Origin of the sequence: Brucella grignonensis, assembly GCF_002252505.1 — a bacterium.
GTDB lineage: Bacteria > Pseudomonadota > Alphaproteobacteria > Rhizobiales > Rhizobiaceae > Brucella > Brucella grignonensis.
On sequence record NZ_NNRL01000167.1, the window covers coordinates 1 to 12,926 of the forward strand.

Here is a 12,926-nt window from a genome sequence, read left to right on the forward strand (position 1 = left end):
TTTCAAAGCATTTCATTCCGCTGCAGCCCCACTCGCAGGAATCGAAGTGGCGCATATGATCCGCAAAAAGCAATTCGCCAACGACAACCGATCACCATTTCAGGTCTTTGCTGAACTCGCAGCATAATTGCGTCCAGAGATAAGGACAGTTCTACTCTGCTCAAAACTTTGCGACACAGCCCATAAAGCCTCGTTTTGCCGGGAAGCCTTTCGTCTCATTTGAATGGTGCTGTATTTCTTGCGTTGAGGGAGCCCTTTACGTTACAAATTTTGGCATGATGAAAACGCTCATCGGCTGCGCTCGCTGCTCGACCGACAAACAGGACCTCGCTGCTCAGAAGGACGCTTTGCTAAAGCTCGGCGTTGCGGCGGATCGAGTCTATACCGATCACGGGTTCAGCAGCACGAACCGGGCAAGACCCGGTTTGGATCAGGCGCTTGCGGCCGTCTGCAGCGGTGACACATTGGTCGTATCCAAGCTGGACCGCCTTGCACGCTCGGTGCCGGACGCACGCATGATCGGCGATGATCTTTCAGCGCGGGGTGTGAAGTTGCAGATCGGGGTGAGCGTCCATGATCCGTCTGACCCAATGGGCAAGCTGTTCTCAACATCCTCGCTACCTTTGCCAAATTTGAAGCGGACCTCATCAAAATGCGAACGCGCGATGGGATGGCACTCGTCCGTGCCAAGGGGAAACTGCGCGGCAAGAAGCCGAAAATCTGCGACCGTCAACAAAAGGAGCTGCGCCGCATACATGACACCGGCGATTACTCGGTCAGTGATCTCGCGGCCAACGATTATCGCACTCTCGCTCGCCAGCTACCCAATAAGCTACAACCCAATCTTGACGCGGGGTAAGATGCGATGAAGCAGATTGCACCATGGGAAACCGAACTCCCCGATGACCTGACTCCAGCGCAGGGCTATCAACTCGCACTTGACCGTATTGCATGGCGCGCGGCGGGTCGGCCCGACCCAGCGTCGCTTGATGACTGGTCGGACGACGACGAACTCGATTACCTGCTCAGTCGACATTCGCACGATACGCTCGATCTCAACAGTTTGAAGCTGCGCAAGGTGCCCGATGAGCTCTACCAATCGGAAGGTATCACCTTTCTCTTTCTGATGGATAACAGGATCGAAACGATCCCGAAGGAATTCGGGGAGGCACTTCGGCTTGAACATTTATCGCTTTTTGGGAACCCGCTACGCGAGGTGCCGGCGGCGCTCCTATTGATGGAAGGTCTCGAGTCCCTCGAACTCGGCCGCAGTGCGCTCACCAGGCTGCCGCAGCTCGAACAGCCGTCAAACAGCATTAGAAGGCTTGGGCTGGACCGCACCGAATGGCTGGAGATATCCGAGGGCTATCTTGCCAATTTTCCGAACCTTCGAAGCCTGTCCCTGGGGCACTCGTTCCGGCATAAAATCCCAGAGGAGGTCTTTGGCCTGTCCGAACTCATTCAACTCGATTTCGAGGGGAACTCGCTCAAGGCGCTCTCTCCACAGATCGGGCGGCTCACCAAACTGCTCAGTCTTGAACTTCGGAACTGCAAGCTGGAGACGCTGCCGAAGGCGCTCGGAAAGCTTACCAAGCTCGAAGAAAGGGCGGGAAGCGGCCCGTTCGGCCTCCATATTTCCGGGAACCCATTCAAGGACAAGGAGCTGAAGCGCATCGCCAAACTGAAGAACCCGCAGCAGACGGTCGAAGCACTTGCATGGGTGCGCAGCCATGGAAGCTGACAAACAAGCCATGCTCCGCCGGATGCTGCTCTCTGTGATCTCCGTCATCGCTCTGGGTTTCGCCCATTCAGCAAAAGCCGATGACGCGATCGTCCCCGATATCAGACTGCAAAAGGAGGAGACGAGTGGCTGGAGCCTTAGAGCGTTCGATTTTGGCGACGAGGATATTAATTTCGAGACATTCGTACCGGATCGGGCAAAAGTCGAAACCGTCGCTATGCGCCCCCTTGATCGCGCAAAGGAGATCGGCAGCGTTAGGATCATCGGCAAGATTCAGTTGCCTGATATGCCGATCGAGGCCACCATCAAGGGCTATCATCTGACCACGATCGGCTCGGCGGCCCGTGTTTGCGTGTATGAAGTGAAAAATTCCGGTTACACGATCCGCCAGATTCGGTCTGTCGCGGACTTTTCCGCAACCCGGCTCTTTGCCGTGCAACCGGGCGATCCCCCTTTCACGAGCGGCACTTTCAGCCAATGCTATGCGCGCGGTGACAAGGTGCTGACCTTCCATATCGTTGCCGATTTGACCAAAGCAGCCAGCGATGACAAGCGAACGGAAATCGGGCGAGTCGCGCGCAATTTTGCCGGAGCCCTGTTCACGAACCTTGTTTTCAGCAATGGTCGCGTTCAGGGCTACGACGCATACATGAAAGGAATTAACATCCGGATTGGCGACCGTGTGGTCTCTCTGGCGGTTCCAGACATCTGGAAAGTGGCAATCAACGACTTTAAGGGACCGCTGCCAGCAGAACTCCACCTTCAGCGCGAAAAGGACGGGCACACGGAAGGGCTGTTCTGGCTGTTTGCGCAAGAACGAAAGGATAAGCCCGATCTCCAGGAAATTGGGCCAGCGCTGATTCGTGATTACTTTGTGCAGCAGTCGCCAGACGTGAAGCTGCCGACGCTACTTGCAAGCAGCGAGGATGCAGACTTCCGTAAGGTCGGGGTCGTGTCCCGCCAATTTCGCTTCTCCGTCGCGAAGAAAGACGGAGAAGCTAGCGGCGACCTCATCGCCAACGTCATCTGGCACGATCAAAAACTCTATGTCGTAAGCATCTGGTCGCGCCTGTCGCCAAGCGGTGATCCCAATACCTTCTTTTCACGATTACCCGGGCTGACGACCTTCGATCTGGTTCAAGCATCACTGCGAAAGGCCGTAACCAGCCAGCAGGAGGACGCTAAATGAAGAGGATGCCGAAGCAACAACATATATAGAATATATAGGAGATCTACTTGGCGACCATGTTGTCGCCGTCGCCAGCAATTGCCGAGTCCTGCCCGCTAGTTCTGGACATAGAATTAGCATGTTGCGGAAGTACCTAACTTCTGCAACAATTTGGTGTGTAGTGTCTCTGCGTCCCCCTACGTGATGCCGTGTGAGAGGTTGTATGAAACGAATCTACAAATTCACTGGCTTTTTCCTGGTTTTATTGATCGCCACCGCCGCTCTATATGGTGGAAAAGGATATTGGGATGCTCTATCGGACGCTCCGCAATTGCGTCAGCGCGCGGATGATCTGATCGCGCAGGGGCGAGACGGCGCCTCGCTTGGAGCGGAGTATCTTGCAATATTACTGCAGGTGGAAGATCCGAATTTTGCCAATCATGCTGGAGTAGATTTCTCGACCGCCGGAGCAGGAGCGACAACAATAACGCAATCGGCTTCCAAGCGCCTCGCTTTTAACAAATTCCATCCAGGTATCGGAAAAATTCGACAAACAGGCTACGCGATAGGGTTGGAAAGCCGGCTTTCCAAGGAGCAAATCCTTACCCTGTGGCTCGACACATTAGAGATGGGCGAAGGCCCGGACGGGTGGATGACAGGCTTCCACAAGGCAAGTTCCAGGATCTATGGGCGACCACCAGCCGAGCTAAGTAACACGGAGTTCATTCGATTGGTGGCCGTTCTTATCGCGCCGGGATCGTACAAGCTTAGAGAGAACGATACCGCGCTCAACGAGCGTACTGATCGGATTGAACGTCTGGTGGCAGGATCGTGCGCTCCCGAGGGACTGAGCGACGTGTGGCTTAATGGCTGCCGACAACCTTCCGATAGCTGATCAGGATAAACATTTGCAGCGGTTCGAATCCGGACCGCAAAGTGTCGCAACACTCTTTGGCGATTCCTGAGACGGATGTCCGCCGATTACGCTCACACGTTGGTAATCAGGCCTAGTCGGCCCCAAGCTGCGAAAATGGCCACCTCAAGGAATAGAAGTAGAATATAGATTCTTAGGTCAAGGAAGAAAGGCGCAAAGTGCATGCGCATATCGGTTATCAGCTGCGTTTGCGCTGCGTTTTTAAACATAGGAGCTGTTACAGCCATGCCGATGGATATGACGGTAGACCGCCTTCTCGATATCTGCGAAGCGCCCAATGTGCGGGCGGCGACAGTGAAGGGTGACGAACTTGGCTGGCGGCGGCAGACCGATGCGGAAACAGAAGAATGGCGGTCTCATTTCGTCGCCTACAATGGTGGCTCTGTAGAGGTTGTGGGCTGGCGCCGTGACGATAATGCTGGTGAAGCCGACTTATTATCGTTTTGGGTCGCTGTCGGTCCAAACGGACACAAAGCATGTACATTCTCGACGAAGAAACCCGCAGGTTTGCTGAATGCGTTGTCAGAGCGACTTGGTATTCCCGACACCATGGAGAAAGAGGACGCCATAGAAATGATATCGGCTTACTGGAAGCGAGGTGCGGTTGAATATTCTTTCACCCAGATAGGCTCTACCGCTGCCATCGCTATCGGACCAAGCCAGTGAGGCGGGGACGATGCCTTTCTACAGAAAGTCACTTACAGCGTAACCTCACGGTGACAATCGAATATGACGCTCCCAATGCGCCACAAAAGGATCGGTTTGCTGCTTTTGTGCCAGACGGGCATTGAAACCACCCTATTGTGACAATTTTCGCATTTATTCTTTGAGTTGACCGAAATCGCAGCCTCAGGTCGACTGGGCCAGGGTGAAGGGGAATGACGATGCGGGTTCCCGTCGAACTCAATTCCGATGTTGATGATGAGGCGCCCATGGGAAACGACATCACGCCTTACGATGAACAGCACTATGTCACCTATCTGCGCCTTCTCAATGCGAAGGCCGAAGGTGCGGACTGGCGGGAAGTCGCGCGATCGTCCTTCATCGCGATCCGGTTGCTGACGAAGCACGGACGCGTCGACGCTGGGAAAGCCACCTCGCACGCGCTCAATAGCTTTCACACTTAAAAGACATCGTCGCGAAACCCAATTCCCAGTGATATTAATCAAGGAGTGAGTAGATGCGTTTGACTAGAATATTTGGCTTTATCTTCATGCTGATTGGGTTGCTCTTGAGCTTCGCCATTTCGCAAGCAAACTCTGGATTTGCCCCTATCGAAATCAGGCTTGTTTCGCAGGTGTCCTCGGGCGGCCCGGCACTTCTGGTCGAGGGAAGTGGTCAGACGTTGGAAGTCGAATCCCAAGCGCTGCTAGGGCCTTCTGATTTTGTGAGCGTCGGTCAAGTCGAATGGGTTGAAGGCAAGCCGGGTTTTAACGTGACTCTCAGCCCTGCGGGTGCGGAAAAGTATGAAAAAATTTCTACCGAGAACGTAGGACGAGTGCTGGCGATTATAGTAGACGGCAGGATACTTATGACACCCAAAATACTTGATCCGGTGCGCGCGCAGGGCTTCCTTTTGACCTCAAATACGGAAATCGAAGCTAAAGAACTTGCTGCAAAGGTCCGTCGAGTAGTTTCCCCAAACTAGTGACTGCCAACACTCTCTGTTTGTCGTGCGAAACCAATAGCTCGTTATGTTACGGGTTTGGCCGCTCAATGTGCCGCAGGTTTCGGGAGTTTGTAATATTGCACTTGAATGAACGATCGCTAATCGCCGCTCGGGACCGGCTTCTTGAAACGGCTGTAGAGCTCTTCTCCGCCGACCCGGATTTTACTGTGTTTTCCTTGGCGGCTCGCTCGCGGCCGGCAGCGCCGACGCCTATTCGGATATTGATTTGCGGGTTGTCGTGACGGCCGAGCGGCACGGCTATTATGGGATCTGTTGCAAACGTTTCGTCAATGGACCCTGATATAGGTTTCTGGCCTTCATAAAGCTGAGTAGTTCGATGTTCAAAGGCCGCCATTTCGATAAGTCCGTCATCCTCCTGTGTGTTCGATGGTATCTGGCTTACAATCTTAGTCTGCGCAATTTGAAGGAGATGATGGCGGAACGCGGTGTCGCGATGGACCATTCGACGGTGCACCGCTGGGTTTTGCATTTCAGCCCCAAGCTGCTTGAGCGCTTCTATCGGCGAAAGCGCCAGGTCACGCGGAAATGGAACCTCGACGAGACCTACATAAAGGTCAAAGGCGAATGGCTTTATCTGTATCGCGCAATCGACAGCAATGGCGATACGGTCGAGTTCCTGTTTAGTAAAGCCCGAAAGCTGAAAGCTGCCAAACACTTTATCCGCAAGGCTTTGGCCCGGCATGGCCGACCGGAGAAGTCACTATTGACGGCAGCCAGACCAATCGCATGGTCATCATGCAGTGCGATGCAGAGAACCGGTTGTTACAGGCTGGTAACCCCATCACTATCCGCTCCAGTAAATACATGAATAATGCCATTGAACAGGATCATCGCCGTGTCAAACGGCGGATACGATGCATGCTCGGCTTCAAGTCCGAAGCTGCTGCCAGCATCACACTTTCTGGCATCGAACTCGTTCACATGATGCGCAAGCAACAAGGCGTCTTTGCAACAGCGAAACCACTTTCGCTCAAACAGCAATTCACAGAACTTGCAGCATAGTTGCGTCCAGCGGTCGGCCACACTTTGCCTCACCGAAATTTTTGCAACATATCCCTTGATCGCTATCTGCATCAATAGCAAGGTGCAGTTTACGCCATTTGCGAGCAGATTTAGCGCCATGTTTGTGTTAAAGCCATTGGCCTGCGCCATATATCTCATACCAGTGCTATCGATGATCACATGAAGAGGCCCGTCAGTCCCATCCATCCTGGTGCGGCAGTTTAAGCCGGAAACCTCGAAATCGACGGAGCGTCTGCTTAATGTTGTATGGTCTGGCACTGACAGTTCAACATTAAGCAGCGTCAACAGCGATGCCATCAAGCCTTCGCTCTGACGCGGAGGTTGGTTGAATACTTTGCCACATATCAGCGTCGTTTCAATCGCCAGATCAGAATAGCGACGTTAACCACCACGTGTCTTGCGCTGTGGCGCAATCCACCCGGCTATAGCTCCTTCACTGATCCAGAAAGTGACACTGCCACGCTGACGAAGATCTGCTTCATATTCTGCCCAGTTTGTGACCTTGAACTTCTGTTTGGGTATCCGGTGACGACGAGCGAAATTGTGTTTGAAAGGCATCGGCTTGATCCGAATTCTCAACGAACCTGAACATTACAGCCAATGCTGTAGAAACTCTATAACGAACGGGGGATTGATGCACCAACGCCACGCTGAGCGTCGCCTTTTTGCTGGAGTAAAACATGGCTTTATCGCAATATTCCTAAACCATGCTGCGTCACATATGTTTGTCGCAGGTGAAGGGATTTTCGCGACAAGGCTGCTTCAGCTTCCGCCGGAAGCTGGCTTAGAAAAGGGGGGGTACCTATCAAGGTTCTCGTGACAGGTGGTAATGGTCGGCTCGGGCGGGCGATCTCGCTGGTCGGTGGGCCGGACGTGCGGGGGCTTTCGAGTTCAGAGCTGGATATTACCGATGTCACCGCGTTCCGAAGCGTTCTTGAACGGCTGCGCCCGGATGCTGTGATTAATGCAGCGACCCTTGGTGTCGAGGCGTCCGATGCAGACCCGGCACGTGCGCGTCGTGTAAATGCTACCGCGCCCGGAGATATGGCACAGACCTGTCGCCACGTCGAAATGCCATTTATCCATATTTCGACCGATTATGTGTTTGGAAACGCGCTTAACCGGCCGTGGCGCGAGTCCGATCCTGTGTCGCCTACTAACAGTTACGGCCAGTTCAAAGCCGATGGCGAAAGCAATGTTCTGGCGGCTGCCCAAGGCGTTTGCATCGGGCGGGTGGCTTGGCTGTTCGGTGACCGTAGGGATTTCATCGCGCGCCTGCTGCGCGGAGAAGCCGATACCGTCAGAGTTACACACGACCAGATTGGCTCCCCAACCCCGATTTTCCCCGTCGCAAGGAGGCTCTTGAAATTGGCCGCGCGCATGGCTGCTGGCGATACCATCCCGGAGATTCTACATCTGGCCGGCTTCCCACCTGTATCGCGTGCCGATTGGGTTGCTACGGCATTTGAAGCGCTTCAGCGTGCCGGGAAGCAGACACCCAAGCTCGTGCGGGTTCCGATGACGGAGTTCAATACCGACATACTTCGTCCCAATTACAGCGCCCTTGACTGCACACTTGCGGGCGAAGTTTTTGGAGGCCAGCTTGACTGGCGGCCCCTGACGATGCGGCCCGATACGTTCTCTGACTAGGGCCTGTTGAGATTCATCGCGAATTGATGACGGCAGCTGCGAGGTAGATTCTGGCCTTGAAGCTTTGATCGGTTTTGTCGGCGCGCATTGCAATGCGTTTAAATTCTTTGAGCTTACCGAAGAAGTTCTCGATGAGATGGCGCCATTTGTAAATTTCGTGGTCGATAGCAAGCGGACGGGATCGGCGCGAATGCTGCGATATGACGACCTTGGCACCGCGCTGGTCGAGGTCAGTAATGATCTCATTGCTGTCAAAGGCTTTGTCCGCGAGCAAAGCGCCGAATTCCAGGCCATTGATGAGAGGTTTGACGCCGACGGTATCGAACCTTTGCCCGGGAAGGAGTTCAAATCGAACGAGATTGCCGAGCGCATCAGTCAGAGCGAGGATTTTGGTCGTCATGCCACCCTTGGAACGACCTATGGCCTGGCTTTGAGTCCCCCTTTTGAGCCCTGACCGTGACGGTGAACCTTGACGATCGTTGCATCGACCATAGCATATTCCATATCCGGCGCCTCAGAGGCAGCATCGAACAACAGCTTGAAAATATCCGCCTTCACCCAATCCCGATAGCGTTTGAAGACGGTGTTCCAACTACCGAACATCTCAGGCAAATCACGCCAAGGGCTGCCAGTTCGAACAATCCACAGTATTGCCTCGATAAACATCCGATTGTCGCCGCCGCTGCGCCCCGGATCGCTCGCCTTGCCAAGGCAGTGGGGTTCCATCTTCGCCCATTGGGCATCGGTTAAAACAAATCTATCCATCCGTAGTTTGAATCAGAAATTTAATCCGGAGGAAATCTAAATCTCAACAGACCCTAGACTACGTGTCGCGTAATTCCTAAAACATACGACAAAGGCCGCCGAACCGATTTCTTGTTGAAGTCACGCGGCTTTTGTAGCTACATTCACCGAATGAACAAGCTATTCAATCATTTTGTGCATATCGCTGGCTGGTGGCTGTTGACCTGAAAGGCGGCTCCAACTGTTATGCACTATGGGCCGCCGCATCGGGCGGCTTTTTATTTATCTGGCTTGATTGCGGCGTCCAAATCTTAAACGGAGAACGTTATGGACGGCGCAATTATCCCTTCTCTCGCCAGTTTTGTATTTGCAGCGACAATCACTCCCGGCCCCAATAATATTATGGTCATGGCGTCAGGTGCGAATTTCGGCCTTCGCCGCTCGATTCCACATCTTCTTGGGATTTCCGTTGGAGTCCTGTTGATCATTGTGCTTGCTGGCGTTGGACTTATGGCGATTTTCGACGCTCTCCCCAGCCTCGAAACAGTATTGCGCGTCGTCTCGACGGTCTATCTCCTCTGGCTTGCGTGGAAGATTGCAAACGTCCCGCCACCCGATGCTGGCAAAGCGGCTGGCAGACCGCTTTCTTTTCTGCAAGCCGCAGCATTTCAGTGGGTCAACCCGAAAGTCTGGGCAACCAGCTTATCCGCGATTACCCTTTTTGCACCGGAAAGGGGGGTGGTTTGCGTTGTGCTGGTGGCTTCGGCCTTTGCACTGATCGGGCTTGCCTCGAATGCTATCTGGGCATGGATGGGCACCGCGCTTCAGCGTTGGTTGATAGTCGGTCGCCGGCTCCAGTTCTTCAATATCGCCATGGCAATCTTGCTGATCGCATCGCTCTATCCGGTATCGCAACATTGAGTCTGGGTCAGTTATCGCGGGACTCCTGACTTTCGCTACTTCACATATGTTTGTCGCAAGAGGTGTCGCAGGTCGAGGGAGTTTTGCAACGATGTTGTGCAGAGCTACGATAGACGACGCGGATAAACTTGGGGCGGTCCATGTCGCCTCATGGCGCGAAACCTACGCCGGCATTTTGCCCGATGACATGCTTGCTGGCCTGTCGATCGAGATGCGTTCTGCCATGTGGGCCAAGATACTTAGCGACCCATCCGCCTTTGCCGAGACGGCGGTTTACGTGGTGGAGGACGACGCCTCTATCGTAAGCGGTGTTTCCGAGCCACCTTTCGGGAGTGATCGCGATCTGTGAGGTTGCCGATCCTGTATTGGGATCGGAGATAGGCTTGTGTCTGGACTTGACCTTACGCCTGACCCGGAGCGACAGCCCCGGCGTTTCGAGGTGATCAACGGTGCTGGCGGCCGGCGTCACTGGTCGATGGATGACAAGGCGCGGATCGTCGCGGAGACGCTGGAACCGAACGCAATCATTTCCGAAGTCGCCCGGCGTTACGGTCTCAGGCCACAGCAGGTGTTCGCCTGGCGGCGCGAAGCGCGCAAACAGGCTGCATCGGTACAGCAGGAATCCCCGGCCTTCGTACCGGCAGTGTTGACGGCAGCGCCTCCGGAACCCACGCCGACGCGTCCAGTGCAGCCGCGGAAGCGGAAGGCGACCCGAGATGCCGGTGTGATCGAGCTTGAGATCGACGGCATCGCCATGCGGGTCGGCCGGGGAGCCGACGCCAAAACGGTTGCGGCGGTGATCCGTGCGCTGAAGGCAACGTCGTGATCGGGCCGACGGGCGCCGTCAAGGTCATGGTGGCAACGAAGCCGGTAGACTTCCGCAAGGGTGCGGAGGGGCTGGCTGCGTTGGTGCGAGAGACAATGGGCGCCGATCCGTTCAGTGGCGCAGTCTACGTGTTCCGGGCGAAACGAGCGGATCGGATCAAGCTGATATTCTGGGACGGGACCGGCGTCTGCCTCTATGCGAAGCGGCTGGAGGATGGCGAGTTCCGTTGGCCGAAAGTGCAGGATGGCGTGATGCGGCTGACGGCCGCTCAGTTGTCGGCGCTGCTTGAGGGGCTTGATTGGCAGCGGGTTCATGAAGCCCGCCGGACGCTCACTCCGGCGCAAGCGGGTTGATCCGCGACCAAGTGAATCAGCCTGGATTCCGCTGTCGCCCGGAACTGGCGAATATGGTCTCATCTGATCATGGCGATGACAGCGGACCAGCTTCCCGACGATCCGGATGTGCTGAAGGCGATGGTCCTGGCGCGCGATGTCGAGAATGCTCGCCTGACCCAGATCATCAAGGAATTGCAGCGTCACCGCTTCGGCCGTCGCGCCGAGAGCCTGCCCGAAGATCAACTGCTCCTTGGCCTTGCGGAGGCCGAGCAGATCGAGGCGGCAGGCGAGGAAGAGGCCGAACGTGCCGATCGTGCCACGCGCAGGGAGCGCACCACAAAGCGGCGGGCGAACCGGGGTGCACTGCCGCCGCATCTGCCGCGCATCGAGATGGTCGTCGACATCGAGGACCATGCCTGCCCATGCTGCCGCAACGGACTTCATCGGATCGGCGAAGACGTCAGCGAGCGGCTCGATATCATGCCGGCGCAGCTGCGCGTGATCGTCGTGCGCCGGCCCAAATATGCGTGTCGTGCCTGCGAGGACGTGGTCGTGCAGGCTCCAGCGCCTGCCCGTCTGATCGAAGGCGGTCTGCCGACCGAGACGACGGTCGCGCAGGTTCTGGTCTCCAAATATGCCGACCACCTGCCGCTGTATCGCCAGGCGCAGATCTACGCCCGGCAGGGCATCAACCTCGACCGCTCCACGCTCGCCGACTGGGTCGGTCGCGCCGCCTGGCATCTGCGTCCGGTCCACGAACGGCTGTTGGAGAAGCTGAAAGCCTCGCCGAAGCTCTTTGCAGACGAGACTACGGCGCTTGTGCTCGATCCCGGCCGCGGCAAGACCAAGACCGGGCAACTTTGGGCTTACGCTCGTGATGACCGGCCATGGGACGGGAGCGATCCGCCGGGCGTCGCCTATGTCTATGCGACGGACCGCAAGGCCGAGCGACCGATCGTTCATCTCGCGGGCTTTGCCGGCATCCTGCAGGTCGACGGCTATGGCGGCTATCGGGTGCTCGCCGAGAAGAGCGGCGCAACGCTTGCCTTCTGCTGGGCACACGTACGTCGGCGCTTTTACGAACTCGCGGCAGCCGGCCCAGCACCGATCGCCAGCGAGGCGCTCCGGCGCATCGCAGAACTCTATCACGTCGAGGACGACATCCGCGGCCAGCCGGCAGACGCACGTCGTGCCGTGCGCCGGGAAAGGAGCCGGCCGATCCTGGCCGAGCTCGCCGAGGCAATCCGCTATACGCTGTCACGCTGGGAGGGGCTCACCCGCGTCCTCGACGACGGACGCATCGAGATCGACTCCAATACCGTCGAGCGGTCAATCCGCCCAATCGCGCTCAACCGGAAGAACGCCCTCTTTGCGGGTTCTGACGGCGGCACCGAGCACTGGGCCGTCATCGCTTCGCTGATCGAGACGTGCAAGCTGAATGACGTCGAGCCGCTCGGCTACTTGGCCGACGTGCTCGCCAGGATCGTCAACGGCCATCCAAACAGTCAAATCGACGATCTCCTGCCCTGGGCCCACGTCGCCGCTCACGAGCTTAAGGCCGTGGCCTGAGAACACCGCTTACTTCTGAACTGTAGAGCCCCGAGTTGCTTGGCGTCGCCGAAGACGGTTGGCCATTCCCCGAACGCAAGGTTGGTGATGACGATGATCGAGGTCTGCTCGTAAAGCCGGCTGATCAGGTGGAAGAGCAACTGGCTGCTGACCTGGACGAAGGGGAGCTAGCCGAACTCATCGAGCACGACGAAGTCGAACCAAGTAAGGTAGTCGGTGATGCGGCCCCGCTTTCCGTCACGATCCGCGCCTTCTCGTCTGGCGACCGTTCGCGCCGACGGCCGGAGACCGCGTTTCTTGAATATCGGACCGCCTCAAAAATTGC

At 56.1% G+C, this 12,926-nt stretch carries 14 protein-coding genes and 4 pseudogenes; 15 read left to right on the forward strand and 3 right to left on the reverse strand.

Annotated features, from left to right (window positions below; genetic code table 11):
- From CEV33_RS21085 to CEV33_RS21125, 9 genes and pseudogenes are all read left to right on the forward strand, one after another.
- A pseudogene (locus tag CEV33_RS21085) lies at positions 1–127 on the forward strand (IS6 family transposase); the annotation flags it as partial.
- 148 nt (positions 128–275) lie between these two features.
- The gene (locus CEV33_RS21090; protein ID WP_445433020.1) at positions 276–869 is read left to right on the forward strand and encodes a recombinase family protein; all 594 of its coding nucleotides are present in this window, start codon (positions 276–278) and stop codon (positions 867–869) included.
- The gene (locus CEV33_RS21095; protein WP_094542318.1) at positions 866–1,741 is read left to right on the forward strand and encodes a leucine-rich repeat domain-containing protein; all 876 of its coding nucleotides are present in this window, start codon (positions 866–868) and stop codon (positions 1,739–1,741) included. The genes CEV33_RS21090 and CEV33_RS21095 overlap by 4 nt, the downstream gene beginning before the upstream one ends.
- Positions 1,731–2,930, forward strand: coding sequence for a hypothetical protein (locus tag CEV33_RS21100; protein ID WP_094542321.1), 1,200 nt, complete (start codon positions 1,731–1,733; stop codon positions 2,928–2,930). Before CEV33_RS21095 ends, CEV33_RS21100 begins: the two co-directional genes overlap by 11 nt.
- A 202-nt stretch (positions 2,931–3,132) precedes the next feature.
- A complete protein-coding gene (locus tag CEV33_RS21105) occupies positions 3,133–3,804 on the forward strand; it encodes a transglycosylase domain-containing protein (protein WP_094542323.1) in 672 nt (223 codons plus the stop codon).
- A 264-nt stretch (positions 3,805–4,068) separates the two neighbouring features.
- Positions 4,069–4,509, forward strand: a complete 441-nt coding sequence (locus CEV33_RS21110) for a hypothetical protein (protein WP_094542326.1) — start codon at positions 4,069–4,071, stop codon at positions 4,507–4,509.
- Positions 4,510–4,727: 218 nt separating this feature from the next.
- A pseudogene (locus tag CEV33_RS21115) lies at positions 4,728–4,957 on the forward strand (DUF2285 domain-containing protein).
- Between the two features lie 66 nt (positions 4,958–5,023).
- Positions 5,024–5,491, forward strand: a complete 468-nt coding sequence (locus CEV33_RS21120; protein WP_094542328.1) for a SecDF P1 head subdomain-containing protein — start codon at positions 5,024–5,026, stop codon at positions 5,489–5,491.
- A 358-nt stretch (positions 5,492–5,849) separates the two neighbouring features.
- Positions 5,850–6,535 (forward strand): IS6 family transposase gene (locus tag CEV33_RS21125; RefSeq protein ID WP_208620238.1). Its coding sequence is split into 2 segments (ribosomal slippage): positions 5,850–6,231 and positions 6,231–6,535, totalling 687 coding nucleotides; the frame shifts between segments, so codons are not numbered across the junction.
- A 49-nt stretch (positions 6,536–6,584) separates the two neighbouring features.
- On the opposite strand, the pseudogene CEV33_RS21130 reads toward CEV33_RS21125, so the two are convergent.
- Positions 6,585–7,114, reverse strand: a pseudogene (locus CEV33_RS21130) (IS5 family transposase); the annotation flags it as partial.
- 258 nt (positions 7,115–7,372) lie between these two features.
- On the opposite strand from CEV33_RS21130, the gene CEV33_RS21135 reads away from it, so the two are divergent.
- Complete coding sequence (locus tag CEV33_RS21135) at positions 7,373–8,206, forward strand: SDR family oxidoreductase (RefSeq protein ID WP_167388204.1); 834 nt, start codon at positions 7,373–7,375, stop codon at positions 8,204–8,206.
- Positions 8,207–8,219: 13 nt separating this feature from the next.
- On the opposite strand, the gene CEV33_RS21140 is transcribed toward CEV33_RS21135, so the two are convergent.
- A protein-coding gene (locus CEV33_RS21140; protein WP_094542334.1) for an IS5 family transposase occupies positions 8,220–8,971 on the reverse strand; the annotation gives its coding sequence in 2 pieces (ribosomal slippage) (positions 8,220–8,641 and positions 8,641–8,971; 753 coding nt in all).
- Between the two features lie 306 nt (positions 8,972–9,277).
- On the opposite strand from CEV33_RS21140, the gene CEV33_RS21145 reads away from it, so the two are divergent.
- The 5 genes from CEV33_RS21145 to tnpC all read left to right on the forward strand — a co-directional run bounded on the left by CEV33_RS21145 (position 9,278) and on the right by tnpC (position 12,601).
- A complete protein-coding gene (locus tag CEV33_RS21145; RefSeq protein ID WP_094542337.1) occupies positions 9,278–9,871 on the forward strand; it encodes a LysE family translocator in 594 nt (197 codons plus the stop codon).
- Positions 9,872–9,962: 91 nt separating this feature from the next.
- Entirely contained in the window at positions 9,963–10,220 is a 258-nt protein-coding gene (locus CEV33_RS21150; protein ID WP_094542339.1) for a hypothetical protein, read from the forward strand.
- Between the two features lie 36 nt (positions 10,221–10,256).
- Entirely contained in the window at positions 10,257–10,697 is a 441-nt protein-coding gene (tnpA, locus tag CEV33_RS21155) for an IS66-like element accessory protein TnpA (protein WP_208620239.1), read from the forward strand.
- Positions 10,694–11,050, forward strand: coding sequence for an IS66 family insertion sequence element accessory protein TnpB (tnpB, locus tag CEV33_RS21160; protein WP_094542341.1), 357 nt, complete (start codon positions 10,694–10,696; stop codon positions 11,048–11,050). Before tnpA ends, tnpB begins: the two co-directional genes overlap by 4 nt.
- A 69-nt stretch (positions 11,051–11,119) precedes the next feature.
- Complete coding sequence (gene tnpC, locus CEV33_RS21165) at positions 11,120–12,601, forward strand: IS66 family transposase (RefSeq protein WP_094542344.1); 1,482 nt, start codon at positions 11,120–11,122, stop codon at positions 12,599–12,601.
- A 23-nt stretch (positions 12,602–12,624) separates the two neighbouring features.
- Here the strand turns inward: tnpC and CEV33_RS21170 are convergent.
- Positions 12,625–12,867 (reverse strand): annotated as a pseudogene (locus tag CEV33_RS21170) (ATP-binding protein); the annotation flags it as partial.
- Positions 12,868–12,926 lie beyond the last annotated feature (59 nt).

Bases quoted from the DNA above. Each gene is read 5' to 3' on its own strand.
- CEV33_RS21090 (WP_445433020.1), top strand. From the start codon at position 276: ATGATGAAAACGCTCATCGGCTGCGCTCGCTGCTCGACCGACAAACAG.
- CEV33_RS21095 (WP_094542318.1), top strand. From the start codon at position 866: ATGAAGCAGATTGCACCATGGGAAACCGAACTCCCCGATGACCTGACT.
- CEV33_RS21100 (WP_094542321.1), top strand. From the start codon at position 1,731: ATGGAAGCTGACAAACAAGCCATGCTCCGCCGGATGCTGCTCTCTGTG.
- CEV33_RS21105 (WP_094542323.1), top strand. From the start codon at position 3,133: ATGAAACGAATCTACAAATTCACTGGCTTTTTCCTGGTTTTATTGATC.
- CEV33_RS21110 (WP_094542326.1), top strand. From the start codon at position 4,069: ATGCCGATGGATATGACGGTAGACCGCCTTCTCGATATCTGCGAAGCG.
- CEV33_RS21120 (WP_094542328.1), top strand. From the start codon at position 5,024: ATGCGTTTGACTAGAATATTTGGCTTTATCTTCATGCTGATTGGGTTG.
- CEV33_RS21145 (WP_094542337.1), top strand. From the start codon at position 9,278: ATGGACGGCGCAATTATCCCTTCTCTCGCCAGTTTTGTATTTGCAGCG.
- CEV33_RS21150 (WP_094542339.1), top strand. From the start codon at position 9,963: ATGTTGTGCAGAGCTACGATAGACGACGCGGATAAACTTGGGGCGGTC.
- tnpC (WP_094542344.1), top strand. From the start codon at position 11,120: ATGGCGATGACAGCGGACCAGCTTCCCGACGATCCGGATGTGCTGAAG.